Here is a 20,671-nt window from a genome sequence, read left to right on the forward strand (position 1 = left end):
GCTGTATTCCTCGAAAAACCGCGTCAAACGACGGCGGCGCGGCGCCTGGCGAAGTTGTCCAGAACATCGAGGCGCACTGCGTCAAAAAACGGCGGCAGGCGCGGGTTTGTTCAACACATCGGGCCGCCGGTCGTGACCCGCTTATTTGGTCTTGCACCTTGCAAGCTGTTGCCATTGACCAACGGTTCAGCGGATCATGCGGAAGGTCAGGTTGATGCGGGGACCGCGCGGCGTGCGCTCTTTGTTGATGCCGTGTAACCAGTGCTGCTGCAGGGTGCCCGCCATCAACAGCAGGCAGCCGTCGCCCAGCGCCAGCTTGACGGTTTTCGGCAGGCGCCGGTGCTTGAGGATGAAAGTGCGCGGCGCGCCGAAGCTGACCGAGGCGACGGCCGGGTCCGGCCCCAGTTCGCGCTCGTCGTCGGCGTGAAAGCCCATGCTGTCGCGCTCGTCGCGGTAGTAGTTCAGCAGCACGCTGTTGAAGCGGCGTCCCGTGGCGCGCTCGACGGCCTCTTTGATGTGCAGTTGCAGCGGCGTGAACGGCAGCGGATGGAAGGTCTTGCCGGAATAGCGATAGCTCGCCTCGCCATGCCAGGCCGTCAGGCGCGGCTGCATGTGCAGTTTGCCCCAGACCTGCACCTGTTCGTGGCGCCAATCGGTCTCGTCGAGCAGGCGTTGCATGACCTCGGCCGCCGGGCAGTCCAGCGCCAGCCGTTGCTGAAACCACAGTTCGCCATCGTCGATGGGGATCGGCGTCAGGGCGGTGTCGTCGGCGAATAAGTCCATGCGCGGTATGATACCGGCACTACGCGATCGAGGAGAAACCGCATGAAAAAACGCCAGTTCCTGGGCAGCGCCGTCGCCGGCGGCCTAGCCGCCGCCCTGCCCGCTGGCCCGGCCGGCGCCGCCGCCACGGCCGTCGCCACCGCCGGCCCGGCCTTGCTGACCGTCACCGGCGCCATCGACAAGCCCAACCGGGACAAGTTCAACCCGGTGCGCGACCAAATGATGTTCAAGCAAAAGCTGGGTTTCGACAAGGCGCACGCGTTCACGTTCGCGGCGCTGGCCGCGCTGCCCGCCGTCACCATCAAGCCGACCCTGGAATACGACGCCAAGGCGCACACGCTGAGCGGCCCGCTGCTGCTGGAAGTGGTCAAGGCGGCCGGCGGCGCGCTCGGCGACAACGTCAAGCTGGTGCTGCGGGCGGTGGATGGCTACGCGGCCTCGATTACGGTGGCGCAGGCGCGCGCGCAGCGCTACATCGTTGCCACCCATCTGGACGGGACGGCGATGGCGCTGGGCGGGCTCGGTCCGCTATGGGCGATCTACGATGCCGACAAAGTGCCCGACATGGCAGGCAAACCGCTGCCTGAGCGGTTTGGCTCCTGCCCGTGGGCCTTGTATCACATCGAAGTGGCGGCGTGACGCCGCGCGGAAGGTTTTAAGCGTACGCTTCGGCCAAGGTCATCACGCGCGGCGCGATGGTGATACCGATGCCGCCGAACAGCGCGGTGATGGCGGCCATGTTGGCTTCCATTTCCTCGGCCTTCCAACCCTGGAACAGGTCGGTGCCGTCCTTCTGGAAGTGCAGGTCCAGCACCTTGCCGCGGTCCTTGTGGGTGTAGCCGCCGCTGTAGGTGTTCTTGAAGCCCATCGCGGCCAGCGCTGCCAGCACTTCGGCCGGCGGATTGTCCGGATCGGTGGCCATGAAGACGCCGAAGGTTTTGCCTGGCGGCTTGGCGGCGATGTCGACGTCGTAAATGCCTGGCGCCTTAGTGACGGTCGTACTTTTCAAAAATAACATGTTCTTACCCCTATCCAATTGGCGCCGGCTGCAGTCTTGCTGACGTGTTGTATCGTGTACTTCTTGATTCTCAAAGAAAACATTCTGAGAAACAAGCTTATTGTGAATCGCCGCGTTTGTCGACAAATCCCGCCACTTATTTGTGAATTCGTACCAATAAAACTGCAACGCATGACCATACACGGCGCCAGACCACCGGCAACCCTGTCTAAAATATAGTTGTTATGTAGTAATTTGCAAGGAGATAAGTGCCGAAGCGTGCACGGGGGACGCCTCAGGGCATTTTTTGATGTTTTCTGCGCGCCAGCAGGGTCGTCGGCGCCACCAGTGCCTGGTACAGCTCGCCGGTAGCGGCGTCCCAGCCGGCCACGGCGCGCTGCTGGCGCTCGACCGTCGCCATGTCGCCACGCGCGACCGGCCCGCTGAGCGCGGCGGCGGCGCCCAGCCGGAATACATTGGCCATCGATTCGGCCGCCAGCGGCTGCGCCATTTGGCGCGCCACCGGCTCCGGTATGCCGGCGGCCTGGTAGGCGCGCAGCGCGGCGTCCAGCACCGTGACCAGGTAATTGCTGGCGAAGACGGCGGCCGCGTGGTAAACGGTTTTGGCGGCGGCATCGATCGGCACCGGTTGCGCGCCGATCGCCGTCAGGGCCGGCGTGAGCACGGCCAGCGCGCCGGCATCGCCCTCGATGCCGCAAAACGTGCCGGCGAATTGCGCGGCCACCGCCGCCGGATCGGCGAAACTGCGGATCGGATGCACGCTGGCGACCAGCGCGCCGGCTTCCCGCGCGGCCTGCAACCGGTCGGACGCGAGCGCGCCGCTGCAATGGAACACCACGCTGCCGACCAGCGGCACGGCTTGGGCCAAGGCCGCGCAGGCGCCGGCGATCTGGTCGTCGCCGACGGCCAGCACGTGCACCGCCGCCGGTTGCAACTGATCGTAGCGCTCGACCGCGTCGCCGGCGCCGATGAAGGCCACGCCGTCGCGGGCGGAAGCCACGGAGCGCGTGAGCACCTGCTGGATGGTGAAGCAGCCTTGTAGCGCGAACAGGCGCCCCAGCACGCGGCCCACATGGCCGGCGCCGATCACATTCAAACCCGGCGTCATCAGAATCCCGATCCGGGCTGCTGGAGATAGGCCTGTTCTTCAGCGGTCGATGGCCTGTTCAGGATCGCGTTCCGGTGCGGGAAGCGGCCGAAGCGGCGTATCACCTCGCGGTGGCGCTGCGCGTAGTCGAGCGAGCCCGCGATGCCCTTGAGGGTGGCCGCGGATACGACATCGCGTTCTTCGTTTTCCATCAACGTGAACAGCGCCACGGCCAGCTCCTGCATCGCCATGTCCTCGGCGTGCTCGAAAGGCAGGTAGACAAATGCGCGCTGCAGCGGCGGCAGCGCCTCATCGTGGCCGGCGTCGACCATCGCCTGGGCCGCTTGCAGCGCCAGCGCGTCGCCGGCGAAGGCCTGCGGCGTGCCGCGATGGACGTTGCGGGTGAACTGGTCGAGCAGCAGGATGCGCGCCAGTTGCGATGGCGGACCTTCCGCATCCCATTCCAGCAGGCCGCCGGCCAGCGCCCGCGCGATCAGCGCGCCGAAACGGTTGCCGATTTCGCGGTCGAAGGCTTCGTCCTTCTGGAACCACTCGCGGCGCGGGGCGTCGGCAGGCTGGCCGGGACCGGGCTGAAACCAGAAATCGAATACGGCTTGGGCTTGTTCATTCATCGTCTTAGTTCCTCGCGTGCGATAGCTGGAAGCTGTGGATGCCGTCGAATGCGGCCAGTTCGGCGGACAGCACCGCCATCGGCGCGCCACTGCGCTTGCTCAATGCGATGGCGACGAAGCGCCACTCCTGCTGGCCGCCGTCGCTGCCGATCATCAGCGAGCCGCCGGCGATCTCGTAGCCGCGCTGCAGCGCCATCGCCCGCAGCGCCGGCTCTTGCGGCATATACCCCGCCTTGAAACGCATGGTGATGGCGATCGCATGCCGCGACGGCAACCACCTCTCCACGCGGGTCAGGAAGATCATCGAGCCGGCGCACAATATCGCCAGGCCGATCGCGCCCAGATAGAAGCCCACCCCCACCATCACGCCGATCACCGACGAGGCCCAGATCGATGCGGCCGTCGTCAGGCCGCTGATATTGAAGCCCTCGCGCATGATCACGCCGGCGCCGAGGAAGCCGATGCCGGTGACGATGCCCTGCACGATGCGGGTCGGGTCGGAGTTGATCAGATATTGCGACACGTGGCCGCCGAACCAGTGCCCCGGATAGCCGCCGATGACGGTGAGCGCGGCCGACGCCATGCACACCAGGCCATAGGTGCGCATGCCCGCCGCGCGCCCGTGGTACGAGCGTTCGTAGCCGACCATCAGCCCCAGTGCCAGCGCTCCCATTAGATTGAGCAGGATGACGGCGTTGGTCGCTAGCTCGTCGTGCGACCAGTAGGCGCTCAGGAAATCGATGGCGGGCATGTCGAGCCTTTATTCTTTGGGTGCTTTTTTGACGAGCTGCTTTTCAAACGCCACATCGAGCTTGCTCACGCGCCTTGGCGGGCCGGGCGAAATGCCGTTGACGAAAGCGACGAAATCGTCGAGCTCCAACGGCGCGCACAGCGGCGGCTCGCAGGGGCCCTCGGTCAGGAAGAAGTGGCCGCTGCCGGTGCGCGACATCGAATACTTGGCATTGCCGCTGCGGACCTTGAGGCGGTCGACGGCCGACGTGGCCCGGGTTGCGCGGCCGCTCATAGCGCCACCGTGCGGTTTTCCAGCCAGGCCAGCGCGTCGCCGGACAACAGCGGCAGCAAACGGCCGCGCACCGTGGCGTGGTAGTCGTTGAGCCAGCACTTTTCGTCGTCGCGCAGCAGCGAGGGCTCGATGCAGCGGGTGTCGATCGGGCACAGCGTCAACGTCTCGAACTGCAGGAAATCGCCGAAATCGGTCTGGCCGGCGGGCCGGTTGAGCACCAGGTTTTCAATCCGGATGCCCCATTTGCCCGTGCGGTAAAGGCCCGGTTCTATCGATGTAATCATGCCTGGTTCCATAGCGGTGTGCGGCTCCGGCATCGCCGATTGCGAAATCGACTGCGGGCCTTCGTGCACGTTGAGGAAATAGCCGACGCCATGGCCGGTGCCGTGGCCGAAATCGAGCCCTTCGGCCCATAGCGGCGCGCGGGCGATGGCGTCGAGCATCGGGGATTTGGTCCCGCGCGGGAAGCGCGCGGACGACAGCGCGATGACGCTCTTGAGCACCAGGGTGAAGTCGCGTTTATGTTCGGCGGTGATGGCGCCGACGGCGACCACGCGCGTGATGTCGGTGGTGCCGCCCAAATACTGGCCGCCGGAGTCGATCAGCAGCAGGCCGTCGCCTTCGATCACAGCGTGGTGCGCCTCGCTGGCGCGGTAGTGCATGATCGCGCCGTTGGCGCGGAAGCCGGCGATGGTGGCGAAACTCGGACTGATAAATCCCGGCCGGCGCGCGCGGGCAGCGGTAATGTGGTGGTCGATCGCCACTTCGGTCAGCGGCGCGCGCTGCGGATCGGCCAGCGTCTGCTCCAGCCACGTGAAGAACTCGCACAGCGCGGCGCCGTCCTGCTCCATCGTCGCGCGGATGTGGCTTGCATCCTGCTCGCTCTTTTGCGATTTGGCGAAGGTGGTGGGGTTGATCGCCTCGATCACACGGACTTCCACCGGCACGCACTGGCGGGTGCCGAAGGTGACGCGGCGCGGATCGATCAACAAGGTGGCGTCGTGCGGCAAGTCGGCCAGCGCCCCGGCGATGGCGCCGTATGGGGCGACGTAGATATCCTGCTCCGCCAGTTGTTTGATGAGTTCTGCGGCGATTTTGCCGTCGGCGACATACAAGGTCGCGCGGGTCGGCGTGATCAGCGCGTGCGCCAGGAAGACCGGATTGAAATTGACGTCGGCGCCGCGCAGGTTGAATAGATAGGCGATATCGTCCAGGGTCGAGATCAGGTGCCGGTCGGCGCCCAGCCGCTGCATCGCGTCGCGCAGCTCGGCCAGTTTTTCGCTGCGGCTTTTCGACGCGTACGGCGGCTGGTGTTCGTAGACCTGCGTCGCCGGCGGCGGGGGACGATCGGGCCAGATCTCGTCGAGCGGATCGAGATCGGTGCGCAGGGTGACGTCCTTGGCTTCCAGCGCCTGCCGCAGCAGGCGCGCGATCGCCAGGCCCAGTACCGCGCCGTCCACGGCCAGGGTCTGGCCGGCTTGCAGATTGGCGGCCAGCCAGTCGACATACTGCACGCTGGCGCCGGAGGTCAGCTTCATCAACCGGATCGAGGTGCCGGCCAGCTCTTGCTCGGCCTGTGTCCAATAGCGGGCATCGGTCCAGACGCCGGCGAAATCGGTGGTAATGATGAAGGTGCCGACCGAGCCGGTGAAACCGGACAGCCATTCGCGGCCCTTCCAGCGGGCCGGCAGGTATTCGGACAGGTGGGGATCGGCCGACGGCACCATCAGCGCGTCGATGCCGCGCCGACGCATCGCCGCCCGCAATAGCGCCAGGCGCTCGGTGACGTGGGTGGTATCTGAAATATCCATGGGTAGCTTGAATCCGGTGCGCCGCCGATGCGGCATAGCTTGTCGCTATGATACCGCGATTGCCCTACGCCTGGTTTGCCATCACCGTTGAAGCATGCGGGGCGCCGCACCGAAAACGGCACTGCCCATTTTCTCGACCAGATAGCCGATAAACACCCGCACGCTGCGGCATGTGGCGCCGGTTGCGGAAGATCGCTTGAATCTCCTCGGTGTTGCCCGAATTAGGACGGGGTAATACTTCCACCAATCTGCGGGCCTTGTGGAAGCAGCGCCAGTCTGCTACGTATTGATAAGAAGGGGATCCTGGAGCCTTGTCATCGCCTGATGCAACTAATTAAGCGCCTATCTAAATCACGTAGGGCGGATTAGCGTAGCGTAATCCGCCCTACGAAATGTCTTTAATAGAAAGTTTTAATGATTTTATTTCGTCGGTAAATCCGCGCCGATGCCGGAACCGTACCGACCAGCGCGTAAAGCAGACCCGGGAGCGTATTGCCGGGCTATTCGTGCCAAGTATTGGCGTGTATTCGCCAATTTTCAGCACGCGGACTCAGGCTTCGTAGCGACGCAGGCCTTCCAGATCGAGTATGCGGATGCCGCCATAGTCGACGCGCAGCAGGCCTTGTTTCTCCAGCAGGTGCAAAGCCTGATGCGCGCGCTGGCGCGATGCGCCCGAAAGAAGGCCCAATTCTTCTTGCGATATTTGGATCAATTTCTCCAGGCCTGGATAAAGGTGGGAGTTGAACATCGAAGCAAGGCATCGGGCCACGCGGGTATCAGGGTTAAGCAGCCTGTCGTTTTCCACCATGCCAATAAATTGACCGAGACGTTCATTCAATTGCATCAACAGGAACCTGGTAAACGGCAAACTGGAATCCAGCAGCCAAATAAATGTGGAAGCCGGCATGCGCGCGATGCGCGCGTCGCGCAACGCCATCGCATCATATTTAAGTATCTCGTTCTTTAATATCGAACCTTCGCCAAACCAGCCGCCGGCCGGCACGCCCGTAAATGTCACGCTTTTACCGGAACGCGAAAAGTTATTCATCTTGACCATGCCGTCGATAATACCGAGCCAATTCTCGACCATATCCCCTTTGCGGCAAACGTAACCGCCTTTGGGGACGAAGGTTTCAAAGGTATCGGCTTCGACGCGCGCCATTTGCTCGGGCGTCAGGCTTTGCGCCCAAATTGCAGATCGCAAAGCATCTTTGAGGGAGATTTGATGTGGAGACATTATTGCGTCGCACCATAGAAAAGTCGGTCAATTGTCATCGAAACGACAACACAGGTCTTTGCGGCAGGCTAATATCATCACACAAGAAGCTGTACACAAGTACAAGAAAAGCAACCGGAGACAACTGGTGCAAAACAATCAAGAGACTTTTCCTCGCCGCCTGCTCGCGCACGGCCAGGTCAGACCCGGCAAGCCCGCGTTCCGCGAAAAACACCTGGGCATCTGGCAAAGCTGGAACTGGGCGCAGGTGAACGACGAAGTGCGCGCGCTGGCCTGCGGACTGGCGGCGCTGGGGTTCGAACGCGGTATGAACCTGGCCATCATCGGCGACAACCGCCCGCGCCTTTATTGGGCGATGCTGGCCGCGCAATGCCTGGGCGGCGTGCCGGTGCCGCTGTACCAGGACGCGCCGGCGGCCGACATGGCCTACGTGCTGGAAAACGCCGAGATCCACTATGCCATCGTCGAAGACCAGGAACAGGTCGACAAATTGATGGAATCGCAAACGTTGTATCCGCACGTGCGCCATATCGCCTACGACGACGAACGTGGCATGCGCCACTACCGCCAGCCAGGTTTGCTGTCCTTCGCCCGCCTGCAGGAGCTGGGGCGCGACTGGGACAAAGCCCATCCCGGCATGTTCGACGCCGCCGTCGATGCCGGACAGGGCGGCGACAACGCCATCATCCTCTACACCTCCGGCACCACCGGCAAGCCGAAAGGCGTGTGCCAGACCCACGCCGCGCTGATCGCGGCCGGCACCGGCGGCGTCGGTTTCGAGAACCTCACCGACGCCGAAGACATCCTGTCCTACTTGCCGATGGCGTGGGTGGGCGACTGCCTGTTCTCCTTTGCGCAGGCGATGACGGCCGGTTTCACCGTCAACTGCCCCGAATCCGGCGACACCGTCATGACCGACATGCGCGAAATCGGTCCTACTTATTACTTCGCCCCGCCGCGCGTGTTCGAAAACATGCTCACTACCGTGATGATACGGATGGAGGACGCGGGCGCCATCAAACGCACCATGTTCCATTACTTCATGGCGGTGGCGCGCCGCAGCGGCGCGGCGATTTTGGATGGTAAAGCAGTGCCGCTGGCCGACCGCCTGTCGTATGCGCTGGGACGGGTGCTGGTCTACGGGCCGCTGAAAAACGTGCTCGGATTGTCGCGAGTGCGGGTCGCCTACACCGCCGGCGCCGCGATAGGACCCGATCTGTTCAGGTTCTATCGCTCCATCGGCGTCAATCTGAAGCAGTTTTACGGCTCGACCGAAACCTGCGCCTACATTTGCCTGCAACCGGACGGCCAGATCAAATTCGACAGCGTCGGCCTGCCGGCGCCCGGCGTGGAGGTCAAACTGGCCGACAACGGCGAGGTGCTGGTGAAATCGCCAACCCTGATGGATTGCTATTACAAGCGCGCCGACGCCACCCGCGAGGCGATCGACGCGCAAGGCTACTTCCACACCGGCGACGCCGGCTTGTTCGATCCCGAAGGCCATCTGAAAATCATCGACCGCGCGGCCGATGTGGGCAGAATGAATGGCGGCGCCATCTTCGCGCCGAACTACATCGAGAACAAACTCAAATTCTTCCCGTTCATTAAAGAGGCGGTGGCGTTCGGCCATGAGCGCGACGAGGTCTGCGCCTTCATCAATATCGATATCGAGGCGGTGGGTAACTGGGCCGAGCGGCGCGGCATCGCCTATTCCGGCTACACGGACCTGGCGGCGCATCCGCAAGTCTATGGCCTGATCCGCGACTGCATCGAGCAGGTCAACGCCGACCTGGCCGCCGAGCCGATGATGGGCGACACGCAAATCCACCGTTATCTGGTGCTGCACAAGGAGCTCGATCCGGACGACGACGAGTTGACCCGGACACGCAAGGTGCGGCGAAAATTCATCGCCGAGAAGTACGCGGTGCTGATCGATGCCCTCTACGGCGGCAAAACGTCTCAATACATCGAGACGCAGGTGAAGTTTGAAGATGGCCGAACGGGCCTGGTGGCGGCGGATCTGAAGATAGAACGCTGCAAGACCTTCCCTGCGGTCCAAGCAGCGGCATGCCGGAGAGAGCGACCATGCAGATGAACGAACCAGACGTCCACTTCGGCGCAGACATCAGTAGCGGGCGCCGCGTCATCGGCGACGTGATACTCGACCTGAAAAACATCTCGCTGTCGTTCGGCGGCGTGAAGGCGCTGACGGATATCTCCTTCGACGTGAAAAAGCACGAGATCCGCGCCATTATCGGCCCCAATGGCGCCGGCAAAAGCTCGATGCTGAACGTGATCAACGGCGTCTATCGCCCGCAGCAGGGGGAGATCGTTTTTCGCGGCCAGCACCGCAAGAATATGGACTGCCACAGCGCCGCCAAGGCGGGCATCGCGCGCACCTTCCAGAATATCGCGTTGTTCAAGGGGATGACGGTCCTCGACAACATCATGACCGGCCGTAACCTGAAGATGAAGTCCAACTTCCTGATGCAGGCGCTGTACTGGGGACCGGCGCGACGTGAAGAAATCGCGCACCGCGTCAAGGCCGAGGAAATCATCGACTTCCTGGAGATCCAGGCGATTCGCAAAACGCCCGTTGGACGCCTGCCGTACGGCCTGCAAAAGCGCGTGGAACTGGGCCGCGCGCTGGCCGCCGAACCGGAGATCCTGCTGCTGGACGAGCCGATGGCCGGCATGAACGTCGAGGAGAAACAGGATATGTGCCGCTTCATCCTCGACGTCAACGACCAATTCGGCACCACCATTGTCTTGATCGAACACGATATGGGGGTGGTGATGGATATCTCGGACCGCGTAGTGGTCCTCGACTACGGCCGCAAGATCGGCGACGGCACGCCGGACGAGGTGCGAGGCAATCAGGATGTGATCAACGCCTACCTCGGAGTCGCGCACGCATGAACATCAATTTCTTCTTCGAGGTGCTGATCGGCGGCCTGCTGTCCGGCGTCATGTACGCGCTGGTGGCGATCGGCTTTGTGCTGATCTACAAAGCGTCCGGCGTGTTCAACTTCGCGCAGGGGGCGATGGTATTTTTCGCCGCGCTGACTTGCGTCGGCATCATGGATAAATTCGGCGTGTCGCTGTGGGTGGCGATCCCGCTGACGATCGTGGTGATGATACTGCTCGGGATAGCGATCGAGCGGGTGGTCCTGCGGCCGCTGGTCAACCAGCCCGAGATCACGCTGTTCATGGCCACCATCGGACTGGCCTTCTTCATCGAAGGGCTGGCGCAGCTAATGTGGGGCAATCAGGTGCACAAGCTGGAACTGCCGATCGAGGACGTGCCATCGGAGTACCTGATGGAGAACTTCAATTTGCTGGTGTCGCAGTTCGACATCATGGCGGCGGCGGTGTGCGGCATCCTGGTCACCTCCCTGGCGCTGCTGTTCTCCAAGACCAAGGTGGGCCGCGCGCTGCGCGCCGTCGCAGACGATCACCAGGCCGCGCTCGCGGTGGGCATTCCATTGCAACGCATCTGGGCGGTACTGTGGGCGGTGGCCGGCGTGGTCGCGCTGGTGGCCGGCCTGCTGTGGGGCGCGCGCAATGGCGTGCAGTTCGCGCTGACCTTCGTGGCGCTGAAGGCGCTGCCGGTGCTGATCCTCGGTGGCTTCACGTCGATGCCGGGCGCGATCGTCGGCGGCCTGATTATCGGCGCGTCGGAAAAACTGGCCGAGGTGTATATCGGCCCGCTGGTCGGCGGGGGTATCGAAGGCTGGTTCCCGTACGTGCTGGCGCTGATGTTCCTGCTGGTGCGGCCGGAAGGGCTGTTCGGCGAAAAAATCATCCGCAGAATTTAAGAGGCGAATTTTAAGAGGCGAACATGCTCTACCGCGAAGCAGGACAATTCAAGACCAGCTATCAGGCCGACAGCCAGATCTTCCCTATTCTGCAGGACCGCGTAGCGATGCTCGCGCTGCTGATCGTCGCCATCGTGGTGGTGCCGCTGGTGGCGTCACCCTACGCACTGTCGGCGATCCTGATTCCGTTTTTGATTTTCTCGCTCGCCGCGCTCGGGTTGAACATCCTGACCGGCTACGCGGGCCAGCTCTCGCTCGGCACCGCCGCTTTCATGGCGGTGGGCGCCTTCGCCTCGTATAACTTCGTCTCCCGCATTCCAGGCATTCCGGTGCTGGTGGCGTTTGTCCTCGGGGGCTTGAGCGCTGCGGCGGTGGGAATCGCCTTCGGCCTGCCGTCGCTGCGCATACGCGGTTTCTACCTGGCCGCGTCGACGCTGGCTACGCAGTTCTTCGTGATCTGGTGCCTGACCAAGATCCCCTACCTGACCAATTACAGCGCGTCCGGCGTCATCACCGCGCAGAAAATCGTCATCCTCGGCTACCAGTTCGACACGCCGGACCGCAAATACCTGCTGGTGCTGGGCGTGGTGGCGGTCATGGCGCTGCTGGCCAAGAATATGGTGCGCTCCAACGTCGGCCGCTCCTGGATGGCGGTGCGCGACATGGACGTGGCGGCGGAGGTCATCGGCTTCCGGCTGATGCGCACCAAGCTGCTGGCGTTCGCGGTCAGCTCCTTCTATTGCGGCGTGGCCGGCGCGCTGTATGCCTTCGCCTACCTCGGCACCGTGGAACCGGAGGCCTACAACCTCGATCTGTCGTTCCGCATCCTTTTCATGATCATTATCGGCGGCGTCGGCTCGATACTGGGATCCTTCCTGGGTGCGGCCTTCATCGTGCTGCTGCCGGTGCTGCTCAATATTTTGGCACACAGCCTGTCGCTGCCGAACAGCGTGGCGTCCAACCTGGAGTTGATGGTGTTCGGCGCCTTGATCATATTTTTCCTGATCGTCGAGCCGCACGGCCTGGCGCGTTTGTGGCAAATCGGTAAAGAGAAACTGCGTCTGTGGCCCTTCCCGCACTGAACGCAGCAATTGGATGCAACCTTCCAGCGTAATACCCAAGAGGAGACAACAATGAAAATCATGGCATCGTTTGTAATTGGCGCCGCACTTGTCGCAACCATCGCGCCCGCGCTGGCGCAGCAGGCCGCCGGACAGTACGTCGCCCTTCCCTCCTACCGCGTCGGCCCTTACGCGGCGGGCGGTTCCGGTTTTTATGGCGGCATCATCGACTACTTCAACCTTGTCAACCTGGCGGGCGGCATCAATGGCGTCAAGATCGGCTGGGAGGAATGCGAAACCGAATACAACCCGTCGCGCGGCGTCGAATGCTACGAGCGGCTGAAAACCAAGAACGGCGGAGCGACTCTGGTCGAACCGCTGTCCACCGGCGTCGCCTACGGTGTGCTCGACCGCCTGCCGACCGATAAAATCCCGATGACGATGATCGGCTACGGCCGTTCCGACGCCGCCAACGGCAAGGTCTTCCCCTACGTCTTCCCGCTCATCACCAGCTACTGGAACCAGGCCGCCGGCATGATCAAGTACCTGGGCGACAAAAACGGCGGCATGGACAAACTCAAAGGCAAAAAGATCGTCCACCTGTACCACGACTCGGCATTCGGCAAGGAGCCGTTGCCGGTGCTGGAGGCGCTGTCCAAGCAGTATGGCTTTGAACTGATCAAAATCCCCGTCACGCCGCCGGGCAGCGAGCAGCAGTCGCAATGGCTGCAGATCCGCCAGGCCAAGCCGGACCACGTGATCCTGTGGGGCTGGGGTTCGATGAACGCGGTGGCGATCAAGACCGCGCAGCGCAACGGCTTCCCGCGCGAGAAAATGCTCGGGGTGTGGTGGGCGGGGTCGGAAGAAGACACCGTGCCGGCCGGCGACGCCGCCAAGGGCTACAGCGCGATGACCTTCAACACCCCTGGCAACTACCCGGTGATGGACGACATCAGAAAAAAACTCTACGAAGCCGGCAAGGGTAATCTGGCGGACCGCAACCGCATCGGCTCCGTGTACCACATGCGCGGCGTCAGCGCGGCCATCCTTTGGGTGGAGGCGATGCGCACCGCGCAGGAGAAGTTCGGCAAAGGCAAAGCGGTCACCGGCGAGCAAATGCGCTGGGGTCTGGAGAACCTCAACGTCGACGAAGCGCGTCAGAAGGCTATCGGCGCGCTCGGCATGCTACCGGTGGTGAAGACCAGCTGCGACGATCATGAGGGCTCCGGCGCGGTGAAGGTCCAGCAATGGGACGGCAAAAAATGGAACGCCATCACGCCTAACTGGGTGGTGGGCGACAAGGCGCTGACCCGCAAGCTGTTGGAAGAAAGCTCCGCAGCCTATGCGGCCGAGAAAAAAATTACCCCGGCCTGCGCAAAATGACGCCCTACCTCTCCGTCAACAACGTGGAAGTGATCTACGACCATGTGATCCTGGTGCTGAAGGGCGTGTCGCTACAGGTCCCGCAAGGGAAAATCGTCGCGCTGCTGGGGGCCAACGGCGCCGGCAAATCCACCACCTTGAAGACCATTTCCACCTTGCTGCGCGGAGAGCGCGGCGACGTCACCAAAGGCGACGTGCAGTTCAAGGGCGAACGCGTCGACCAGCTCACGCCCAATGAACTGGTCAAGCGCGGCCTGTCGCAGGTGATGGAGGGCCGCCACTGCTTCGGCCACCTGACCATCGAGGAAAACCTGCTGACCGGCGCCTACACGCGCAGCCTGTCGCGCGCGGAGCTCAAGGAATCGCTGGACAAGGTATACCACTACTTCCCGCGATTGAAGGAGCGCCGCACCAGCCAGGCCGGCTACACCTCCGGCGGCGAGCAGCAGATGTGCGCGATCGGCCGGGCGCTGATGGCCAAGCCGTCGATGATTTTGCTGGACGAGCCGTCGATGGGCATCGCGCCGCAAATCGTCGACGAGATATTCGGCATCGTGAAGGACTTGAACGGCAAGGAGAACGTCTCCTTCCTGCTCGCCGAGCAGAACACCAGCATCGCCCTGCGCTACGCCGATTTCGGTTACATCCTGGAAAACGGCCGCGTGGTGATGGAGGGTGCGGCCGCCGACCTGGCCAGCAACGAGGACGTCAAGGAGTTCTACCTCGGCGTGTCCGGCGCGGGCCGCAAGAGCTTCCGCGACATGAAATTTTACCGCCGCCGCAAACGCTGGCTGGCCTGAGGACCCTCGCGCATGAATATCAATCAAGAGATCGGAGGACGGCAATCATGACGGATACCCTGGACAGCCTGGAAGTACGCCCGCCCGAACAACGCGAGCGCGAACTGATGGCGCGCCTGCCGCAACTGGTCGCGCGCGCAAAGGCTGCCGCCGGCTGGTCGCGCATCCTGCGGGACGTGAACGCGGCCGACATCACCAGCCGCGCCGCGCTGGCGACTTTGCCGGTGACGCGCAAATCCGAACTGCACGCGCTGCAAAAACTCCAGCCTCCGTTCGGCGGCCTGAATACGACGCCGGTCGGACAGCTGGCACGCCTGTACATGTCGCCCGGGCCGATCTTCGACCCCGAAGGCAAAGGCAAGGACTGGTGGCGCTTTGCCCGTCCCATGTACGCGGCCGGCGTGCGTCCCGGCGGTTTGCTGCAAAACTGCTTCTCCTATCATTTCACGCCGGCGGCTTTCATGGTCGAAGGCGGCGCCGCGCGCATCGGCTGCACCGTCATCCCGGCGGGCAGCGGCCAGACCGAGATGCAGGTGCAGGCGATCAGCGAACTGCGGCCGGACACCTACGTCGGCACGCCTTCCTTCCTGAAGATCATCATCGAGAAGGCGCAGGAAATGGGGGCCGACATCAGCAGCATGACCAAGGCGCTGATGGGCGCCGAGGCGCTGCCCGAATCGCTGCGCGAGTGGTTCGCCGACAACGGCGTGCCGCATGTGCTGCAAACCTACGCCTCCGCCGATATCGGCAGCATCGCCTTCGAAACGCGCAGCGGCGACGTGCGCCACCCCGGCATGGTGCTCGATGAAGACGTGATCCTGGAAATCGTCCGTCCCGGCAGCGGCGATCCGGTGGCCGCCGGCGAAATCGGCGAGGTGGTGGTCACCGTTTTCAATCCGGACTATCCACTGATTCGCTTCGCCACCGGCGATCTGTCGGCGGTGTTGACCGGCGTGCCCGATTCGCCGTGCGGCCGCACCAACACTCGCATCAAGGGCTGGATGGGCCGCGCCGACCAGACCACCAAGGTGCGCGCGATGTTCGTCCATCCGTCGCAGGTGCATGAAGTGACGCGCCGCCATCCGGAAATCGTCAAGGCGCGGCTGGTGGTCTCCGGCCGCATGGCGCAGGACGTGATGACCTTGCACTGCGAGGTGGCCGATCCCGCCACCGCCAGCGACGCGGCCATCGTCGAATCGATCCGCGAGCTCACCAAACTACGCGGCGAGGTGCGCTTCGCCGCCATCGGCAGCTTGCCCGGCGACGGCAAAGTGATCGACGACGTAAGGGATTACACGTAGGGCCAAGGCAAATCCTGTGGCGGGATAGCAACGGTGAGCGGCGCACGGTGATATGGCGGATAATATCGTTCTTCAACATGTTTTTAAAAGCCGAAGAAGACCATGCAAGACTTCCACCACAACCGCGCCCGCGCCCTGCTGGAGAACGCGGAAGAACTGTTCAATAAAGAGACCGTCGACGGCGCCGTCACCGCGATGGCGGACACCCTCAACGCCCGCTTCAACCAGGCCGACAGCGAGGAATTCCCGCTGGTGCTGGGCGTGATGGGCGGCGCGGTGGTCTTCACCGGCAACCTGCTGCCGCAGCTGACGTTCCCGCTCGAATTCGACTACATCCACGTCAGCCGCTACGGCGACGACGACCAGGGCGGACAAGTGGTGTGGAAAGTGGTGCCGCGTTCGAACGTGGCCGGCCGCGTCGTCATCGTGTTGGACGATATCCTGGACGAAGGCGAAACGCTGGCCCACGTCAAACAGCGCCTGCTGGACATGGGCGCGGCCGAAGTGGTGCTGGCCGTCTTCGCCGACAAGGCGATCGGCAAGCCCAAGCCGGTCAAGGCGGACATCGTCGGCATCACGATCCCGAACCGCTTCGTGGTCGGATTCGGCATGGACGCATACGGCTACTGGCGTAATTTGCCGGGTCTGTGGGCGATCCAGACCGAGAAGCAGTAACTAGGGCTGCAGCCCCCACGTATCGACGAATTTGCGAATACCGTTGGGATGCGCCTTCTTCCACGCCTCGAACTCGGGGCGGTAGGATTCCTTGTACCGCAAGATCAGAAGGCCCGCCTCCAGCTGATCGGCCTTGGCCAATGTCTGCATGGCGATCAAGCCTGGATCGGTGAGCGCTTCGCCGCCCTTGGCCTCGATTTCGCTGGCCGCCTTCATCGCCCCCTCCCATGACGCCAGCTCGATGGCGAACGGCGTGCTGGCGATATTGTCCTCGCGATTTTTAACGCGGATGGCCGCCTCGCTCATGCCCAGCATCAGCCACGCCCCGCCATCGGCTGTTTTCTGCTCGCCCGGCGCGCCGCTGAAAGTGGAATCGAGTTGGACCGACGGCTTGCCGGTTGCCGGGTCAAGCGTCACGCCGACCTTGCGCACCAAACCCAAGGGCTTCAGCGGCGTGCCGGCCGCCGCGCGCATGTGTGCCAGCTTGCCCCAGTTGGGCATCTGGCTCGGTTGCGCGGCGATCCCGTTGAACAGCGCCTCCTCGGCGGCCGCGCGCTTGCCCTGGTACGCCAGCGCGTCGGACAGGAAGCGCCAGCCCTGGCTATTCAACGGCTCGATCGTCACCCCCTTGCGGAAAAGCTCCTCGGCCTCGGCATATTTTTTCTGCGCGAAGTAGCAATCGCCGGCGTAAATCCAGGCGGTGGAATACAACGGGTCGGCCTGCGCCGCCTGCAGGTATTTTTCGCGCGCCTCGTCCAGTTTTCCGGCGATGAACAGCTGTTCGGCTTCACGCTTCAGGTTTGACGCCTGCTCGGTCGGCACGTGCAACGGTGCCGGCTTTTCCTCGGAGAGCATGCGCAGCACCTCCTGCGCAATCGGATCGGGCGGTTCAAGCTTCAACGCCTGCCGCGCGACGGCCTCCGACTGCGCGCGCCATTGGGATTTTTTCTCGGCGTCGGGTTGCACTATCGATAAAACGTAGATTGCGTTTGCCAGCCGCGACAAGGGCACGGAGGATGTCGCATCCGCCTTCACGGCCGCTTCAAAGCTGCGCAATGCCTCCCCGGGCTTGCGCTGGGACAGCTGCATGTCGCCTTGCTTGACCAGCGCGGCGGCAGCGTCGTTGATGGGTATTTGCGCGGTGGCCGTAGGCGCGAAGCACAGCAACGAAAAAGACATGGAGAGGGACAGCGACAGCGCGCGCACTTTATTCATCATTCAATCCATTTTTTTCGCAAGGTTGAATTAATTATAAGTGCTTTCGCTAGACCATGCCCTACGCTGCTGCGCCCAGGGGTTTGTTACAGTGCCAGGCGTGCGCGGGCCGCGTCGTATTCGGCTTTCAGCCGCGCGACCATTTCCGCGGTGGTCGGCACATCGTCCATCAAGCCCACGCCCTGGCCGGCGCCCCAGATGTCGCGCCATGCCTTGGCACTGCTGGAGCCGAAGTTCATCGAGCTCTTGTCGGCCTGCGGCAGCGCGTCCGGATCGAGGCCGGCGTTGATGATGGATTTCTTCAGGTAGTTGCCATGCACGCCCGTGAACAGGCTCGAATAGACGATGTCGGCGGCCGACGATTCGACGATGGCGTCGCGGTAGTCGTCGCTGACATTCGATTCCTTGGTCGCGAGCCAGCGCGAACCGATGTACGCGAAGTCGGCGCCCATCGCCTGCGCCGCCAAAATAGCGTCGCCGGTGGCGATCGCGCCGGACAGGGCGATCGGGCCTTTGAAGAACTTGCGCACTTCACCCACCAGCGCGAACGGCGACAAGGTGCCGGCATGGCCGCCGGCGCCGCTGGCGACCAGGATCAGGCCATCGACGCCGGCTTCCAGCGCTTTTTCGGCGTGGCGGATCGATACGATGTCGTGCATGACGATGCCGCCGTAGCTGTGGATCGCGTCCAGCATTTCCTTCGGCGGCGCGCGCAGCGACGAGATGATGATCGGAACCTGGTGCTTGACGCAGACTTCGACGTCATGCGCCAGTCGGTCGTTCGACTGGTGGACGATCTGGTTGACGGCGATCGGGCCCACGCGCTTGTCCGGATTGGCGATCTGGTAATCGGCCAGTTCCTTTTGCAGGTCGGTCAGCCAGACGTCGAGCATTTCCGCCGGGCGGGCGTTCAGCGCCGGGAAAGAGCCGACGATGCCGGCCTTGCACTGCGCCGCCACCAGCGCGGGACCGCTGGCGATGAACATCGGGGAGGCGATTACTGGGAGTGAAAGATTTTGCAACGCTGCAGGCAGGGCCATGGCAAACTCGCTGACGTAAGTTGATCGGAGTGTAAGGTCTCGGAGGATTATAAGCCGGAAATAGTACGATCGTGCCAAAAATAGGTGGATTGCTCTAGAGTTTGCACCGGATGGCGGCGGCCCGGTAGCAGCTCACTCGTTGAGTAAGTGCTCACCTTCGATGCGGGCCGCCAGGCTCCTTACTAGCTGTTTTATCGCCCATGTTCCCAGCGCTTCCGGCGTCTCCTTCAAAAATCGCGCATTGGCCGCTTCGAATACCGGCATCGCCAGCAGCAGCGCCGGCACCTCGCTCAACGCTATCCGCTGCCGCTCCAGCAGCAAGAACTTCAGCAGAACCTTGATGGCGTTCTGCGCGTTGCGCACGGGGTCCGCCTCCAGATACGCCAGGCGCGATCTGGCCCGCGCCAGCGCGCCCTCCACATCGCTGAACGGCCGGCCGTGCCCCGGAATCACCAGCCGCACATCCAGTCCCGCGATCACATCGAGCGTGGCCCGCTCCTCCGCGAAACCGGATTCGCCTTCGAGCTCCGGGAAAATCACGCCGAAGCCGTTCTCCCACAGCGCGTCTGCCGACACCAGCACGCGCTCCTGCGGACAGTAAAAAATCAGCGAATGCGGATCGTGCCCCGGCGCGCCCAGCGCCTGCCACTCCATGCCGCCCAAGGCCAGCACGTCGCCCGGCGCGATGGTGGTGTCGAAGGTGAATCGCTCGCAGCGCTGGCCCGTGGCCTTGAAACTGAGCGCGTCGACATCCCAGTCCCGCACCTTGTCCGCCTCGGCGACCGGAATCGCGATCCGGCTGCCGTAATGCGCCTGCAGCGCGGCGTTGCCGCCGCAATGGTCCGAATGCAGGTGGGTGTTGAGCACCAGGTCGAGATGCCGGCCTTGCAGGGCGTGCCGCACCAACGCCAGCGTTTGCGGCGCGTGGGTCAGGTAGCCAGTGTCGATTAGGGCCGTGTCGTCGCGTCCCAACAACAGCACGTTGTTGGAGGACAGCCAGCCCCGCTCGAACACCTGGATCGAGGCCGGCAGCGCGATCATTCCGCGAAATCGTCGTCGAAATTCACCGTCAGCTCGCGCCGGCGGATTTCGGCCCAGACGCCCCGCTTGTAGTTGTCGTCCGCCTTGGACCAGTTGACGATTTCCTCGATGGTGCGCAGGCATCCCATGCAATAACGGCGCTCGGCGTCCATCTTGCACAGGCTGACGCAGGGCGACGGGACGGGGGAGGCGAGCTCGGGAGCAGCGCCCGGAAGGGCTAAGTTAGTTGGATCACTCATGGCGCCATTATGGACCGAATGCGCTTGACTTGGGGAACGCGAAGCCTATACTACCATCCATGTAGATGGTAACCAGATGGAGATGTATGGCTAAGCAAGAACTAAAACTGAAGACCGCCGAGTCGGAAAAGATCACGATCAACCTCGGTCCCATCGACCTCGGGCAGATCGATTTGCTGGTGCAGGAGGGGTTTTACTCCAACCGCACCGATTTGATCCGGACGGCGATCCGCAATCAGTTAAACGAGCACGCCGACGTGGTGAAGCAAACGGTGGCGCGCAAAAGCCTGGTGCTCGGAATGCAACATTACACCCGCTCGGATCTTGAGGCGGTGCAGGCGGCCGGCCAGCGGCTGCAGATACAGGTACTTGGTTTGGCCAGCATCGCCAGCGACGTTTCGGTCGAACTGGCACTGGCGACCATCGATTCGATTTTTGTATTAGGTTCGCTCCACGCCAGCGCGGTGATCAAAACCGCGTTAGCCCAACGAATCCACTAAAGGACA

At 63.1% G+C, this 20,671-nt stretch carries 22 protein-coding genes; 10 read left to right on the forward strand and 12 right to left on the reverse strand.

All coding sequences use genetic code 11. From position 1 onward, the window contains the following. Window positions 1–186: 186 nt before the first annotated feature. Window positions 187–783, reverse strand: coding sequence for an alpha-ketoglutarate-dependent dioxygenase AlkB family protein (locus tag AC0IYS_RS30540; protein WP_471708710.1), 597 nt, complete (start codon window positions 781–783; stop codon window positions 187–189). Between the two features lie 42 nt (window positions 784–825). Here AC0IYS_RS30540 and AC0IYS_RS30545 point away from each other — a divergent pair, with 42 nt between their 5' ends. After that, window positions 826–1,422: a molybdopterin-dependent oxidoreductase gene (locus AC0IYS_RS30545; RefSeq protein WP_471708712.1), complete on the forward strand. Its 597-nt coding sequence runs from the start codon at window positions 826–828 to the stop codon at window positions 1,420–1,422. A 16-nt stretch (window positions 1,423–1,438) separates the two neighbouring features. On the opposite strand, the gene AC0IYS_RS30550 is transcribed toward AC0IYS_RS30545, so the two are convergent. The 7 genes from AC0IYS_RS30550 to AC0IYS_RS30580 form a co-directional block, all read right to left on the reverse strand. Next, window positions 1,439–1,801: a hypothetical protein gene (locus tag AC0IYS_RS30550; protein ID WP_471708714.1), complete on the reverse strand. Its 363-nt coding sequence runs from the start codon at window positions 1,799–1,801 to the stop codon at window positions 1,439–1,441. 274 nt (window positions 1,802–2,075) lie between these two features. Continuing rightward, entirely contained in the window at window positions 2,076–2,909 is an 834-nt protein-coding gene (locus tag AC0IYS_RS30555; protein ID WP_471708716.1) for a Rossmann-like and DUF2520 domain-containing protein, read from the reverse strand. Beyond that, window positions 2,909–3,520, reverse strand: a complete 612-nt coding sequence (locus AC0IYS_RS30560) for a DUF924 family protein (RefSeq protein WP_471708718.1) — start codon at window positions 3,518–3,520, stop codon at window positions 2,909–2,911. Before AC0IYS_RS30560 ends, AC0IYS_RS30555 begins: the two co-directional genes overlap by 1 nt. Before the next feature lie 4 nt (window positions 3,521–3,524). Next, window positions 3,525–4,271 carry an MgtC/SapB family protein gene (locus AC0IYS_RS30565; protein ID WP_471708719.1) on the reverse strand — a complete coding sequence of 249 codons (747 nt, stop codon included), beginning with the start codon at window positions 4,269–4,271 and terminating at the stop codon, window positions 3,525–3,527. Between the two features lie 9 nt (window positions 4,272–4,280). After that, window positions 4,281–4,544 (reverse strand): hypothetical protein, encoded by a 264-nt coding sequence (locus AC0IYS_RS30570; protein ID WP_471708720.1) that lies wholly within the window; start codon window positions 4,542–4,544, stop codon window positions 4,281–4,283. Then, window positions 4,541–6,355, reverse strand: a complete 1,815-nt coding sequence (locus AC0IYS_RS30575) for an aminopeptidase P family protein (protein ID WP_471708722.1) — start codon at window positions 6,353–6,355, stop codon at window positions 4,541–4,543. The genes AC0IYS_RS30570 and AC0IYS_RS30575 overlap by 4 nt, the downstream gene beginning before the upstream one ends. A 550-nt stretch (window positions 6,356–6,905) precedes the next feature. Beyond that, window positions 6,906–7,592 (reverse strand): Crp/Fnr family transcriptional regulator, encoded by a 687-nt coding sequence (locus AC0IYS_RS30580; protein ID WP_471708723.1) that lies wholly within the window; start codon window positions 7,590–7,592, stop codon window positions 6,906–6,908. Window positions 7,593–7,716: 124 nt separating this feature from the next. On the opposite strand from AC0IYS_RS30580, the gene AC0IYS_RS30585 reads away from it, so the two are divergent. The 8 genes from AC0IYS_RS30585 to AC0IYS_RS30620 all read left to right on the forward strand — a co-directional run bounded on the left by AC0IYS_RS30585 (window position 7,717) and on the right by AC0IYS_RS30620 (window position 16,630). Beyond that, window positions 7,717–9,687, forward strand: coding sequence for an AMP-binding protein (locus AC0IYS_RS30585; protein WP_471708957.1), 1,971 nt, complete (start codon window positions 7,717–7,719; stop codon window positions 9,685–9,687). Further along, window positions 9,678–10,511: an ABC transporter ATP-binding protein gene (locus tag AC0IYS_RS30590; RefSeq protein WP_471708724.1), complete on the forward strand. Its 834-nt coding sequence runs from the start codon at window positions 9,678–9,680 to the stop codon at window positions 10,509–10,511. The genes AC0IYS_RS30585 and AC0IYS_RS30590 overlap by 10 nt, the downstream gene beginning before the upstream one ends. Window positions 10,512–10,513: 2 nt before the next feature. Beyond that, window positions 10,514–11,410 (forward strand): branched-chain amino acid ABC transporter permease, encoded by an 897-nt coding sequence (locus tag AC0IYS_RS30595; protein ID WP_471708958.1) that lies wholly within the window; start codon window positions 10,514–10,516, stop codon window positions 11,408–11,410. A gap of 23 nt (window positions 11,411–11,433) precedes the next feature. Next, a complete protein-coding gene (locus tag AC0IYS_RS30600) occupies window positions 11,434–12,492 on the forward strand; it encodes a branched-chain amino acid ABC transporter permease (protein WP_471708725.1) in 1,059 nt (352 codons plus the stop codon). A 51-nt stretch (window positions 12,493–12,543) separates the two neighbouring features. Next, entirely contained in the window at window positions 12,544–13,854 is a 1,311-nt protein-coding gene (locus AC0IYS_RS30605; protein ID WP_471708726.1) for an ABC transporter substrate-binding protein, read from the forward strand. Continuing rightward, a complete protein-coding gene (locus AC0IYS_RS30610; RefSeq protein WP_471708727.1) occupies window positions 13,851–14,654 on the forward strand; it encodes an ABC transporter ATP-binding protein in 804 nt (267 codons plus the stop codon). The genes AC0IYS_RS30605 and AC0IYS_RS30610 overlap by 4 nt, the downstream gene beginning before the upstream one ends. A gap of 47 nt (window positions 14,655–14,701) precedes the next feature. After that, a complete protein-coding gene (locus tag AC0IYS_RS30615) occupies window positions 14,702–15,955 on the forward strand; it encodes a phenylacetate--CoA ligase family protein (protein WP_471708728.1) in 1,254 nt (417 codons plus the stop codon). Between the two features lie 102 nt (window positions 15,956–16,057). Next, entirely contained in the window at window positions 16,058–16,630 is a 573-nt protein-coding gene (locus AC0IYS_RS30620) for a hypoxanthine-guanine phosphoribosyltransferase (protein ID WP_471708730.1), read from the forward strand. Here the strand turns inward: AC0IYS_RS30620 and AC0IYS_RS30625 are convergent, their stop codons facing one another. From AC0IYS_RS30625 to AC0IYS_RS30640, 4 genes are all read right to left on the reverse strand, one after another. Then, window positions 16,631–17,848 carry a tetratricopeptide repeat protein gene (locus AC0IYS_RS30625; protein ID WP_471708732.1) on the reverse strand — a complete coding sequence of 406 codons (1,218 nt, stop codon included), beginning with the start codon at window positions 17,846–17,848 and terminating at the stop codon, window positions 16,631–16,633. Between the two features lie 83 nt (window positions 17,849–17,931). After that, entirely contained in the window at window positions 17,932–18,885 is a 954-nt protein-coding gene (locus tag AC0IYS_RS30630) for an NAD(P)H-dependent flavin oxidoreductase (RefSeq protein WP_471708733.1), read from the reverse strand. Window positions 18,886–19,017: 132 nt separating this feature from the next. Next, window positions 19,018–19,926, reverse strand: a complete 909-nt coding sequence (locus AC0IYS_RS30635; protein ID WP_471708734.1) for an MBL fold metallo-hydrolase — start codon at window positions 19,924–19,926, stop codon at window positions 19,018–19,020. Then, window positions 19,923–20,165: a DUF1289 domain-containing protein gene (locus AC0IYS_RS30640; RefSeq protein ID WP_471708735.1), complete on the reverse strand. Its 243-nt coding sequence runs from the start codon at window positions 20,163–20,165 to the stop codon at window positions 19,923–19,925. Before AC0IYS_RS30640 ends, AC0IYS_RS30635 begins: the two co-directional genes overlap by 4 nt. Before the next feature lie 86 nt (window positions 20,166–20,251). Here AC0IYS_RS30640 and AC0IYS_RS30645 point away from each other — a divergent pair, with 86 nt between their 5' ends. Then, window positions 20,252–20,665 (forward strand): CopG family transcriptional regulator, encoded by a 414-nt coding sequence (locus AC0IYS_RS30645; protein WP_209721480.1) that lies wholly within the window; start codon window positions 20,252–20,254, stop codon window positions 20,663–20,665. Window positions 20,666–20,671: the final 6 nt, after the last annotated feature.

This window comes from Duganella sp. AC237, assembly GCF_979254035.1.

Coding starts and splice junctions, on each gene's coding strand:
- AC0IYS_RS30545 (WP_471708712.1), top strand. CDS start 826: ATGAAAAAACGCCAGTTCCTGGGCAGCGCCGTCGCCGGCGGCCTAGCC.
- AC0IYS_RS30605 (WP_471708726.1), top strand. CDS start 12,544: ATGAAAATCATGGCATCGTTTGTAATTGGCGCCGCACTTGTCGCAACC.
- AC0IYS_RS30645 (WP_209721480.1), top strand. CDS start 20,252: ATGGCTAAGCAAGAACTAAAACTGAAGACCGCCGAGTCGGAAAAGATC.
- AC0IYS_RS30565 (WP_471708719.1), bottom strand. CDS start 4,271: ATGCCCGCCATCGATTTCCTGAGCGCCTACTGGTCGCACGACGAGCTA.
- AC0IYS_RS30560 (WP_471708718.1), bottom strand. CDS start 3,520: ATGAATGAACAAGCCCAAGCCGTATTCGATTTCTGGTTTCAGCCCGGT.
- AC0IYS_RS30615 (WP_471708728.1), top strand. CDS start 14,702: ATGACGGATACCCTGGACAGCCTGGAAGTACGCCCGCCCGAACAACGC.
- AC0IYS_RS30625 (WP_471708732.1), bottom strand. CDS start 17,848: ATGATGAATAAAGTGCGCGCGCTGTCGCTGTCCCTCTCCATGTCTTTT.
- AC0IYS_RS30580 (WP_471708723.1), bottom strand. CDS start 7,592: ATGTCTCCACATCAAATCTCCCTCAAAGATGCTTTGCGATCTGCAATT.
- AC0IYS_RS30635 (WP_471708734.1), bottom strand. CDS start 19,926: ATGATCGCGCTGCCGGCCTCGATCCAGGTGTTCGAGCGGGGCTGGCTG.
- AC0IYS_RS30590 (WP_471708724.1), top strand. CDS start 9,678: ATGCAGATGAACGAACCAGACGTCCACTTCGGCGCAGACATCAGTAGC.
- AC0IYS_RS30600 (WP_471708725.1), top strand. CDS start 11,434: ATGCTCTACCGCGAAGCAGGACAATTCAAGACCAGCTATCAGGCCGAC.
- AC0IYS_RS30570 (WP_471708720.1), bottom strand. CDS start 4,544: ATGAGCGGCCGCGCAACCCGGGCCACGTCGGCCGTCGACCGCCTCAAG.
- AC0IYS_RS30610 (WP_471708727.1), top strand. CDS start 13,851: ATGACGCCCTACCTCTCCGTCAACAACGTGGAAGTGATCTACGACCAT.
- AC0IYS_RS30555 (WP_471708716.1), bottom strand. CDS start 2,909: ATGACGCCGGGTTTGAATGTGATCGGCGCCGGCCATGTGGGCCGCGTG.
- AC0IYS_RS30550 (WP_471708714.1), bottom strand. CDS start 1,801: ATGTTATTTTTGAAAAGTACGACCGTCACTAAGGCGCCAGGCATTTAC.
- AC0IYS_RS30640 (WP_471708735.1), bottom strand. CDS start 20,165: ATGAGTGATCCAACTAACTTAGCCCTTCCGGGCGCTGCTCCCGAGCTC.
- AC0IYS_RS30620 (WP_471708730.1), top strand. CDS start 16,058: ATGCAAGACTTCCACCACAACCGCGCCCGCGCCCTGCTGGAGAACGCG.
- AC0IYS_RS30575 (WP_471708722.1), bottom strand. CDS start 6,355: ATGGATATTTCAGATACCACCCACGTCACCGAGCGCCTGGCGCTATTG.
- AC0IYS_RS30540 (WP_471708710.1), bottom strand. CDS start 783: ATGGACTTATTCGCCGACGACACCGCCCTGACGCCGATCCCCATCGAC.
- AC0IYS_RS30630 (WP_471708733.1), bottom strand. CDS start 18,885: ATGGCCCTGCCTGCAGCGTTGCAAAATCTTTCACTCCCAGTAATCGCC.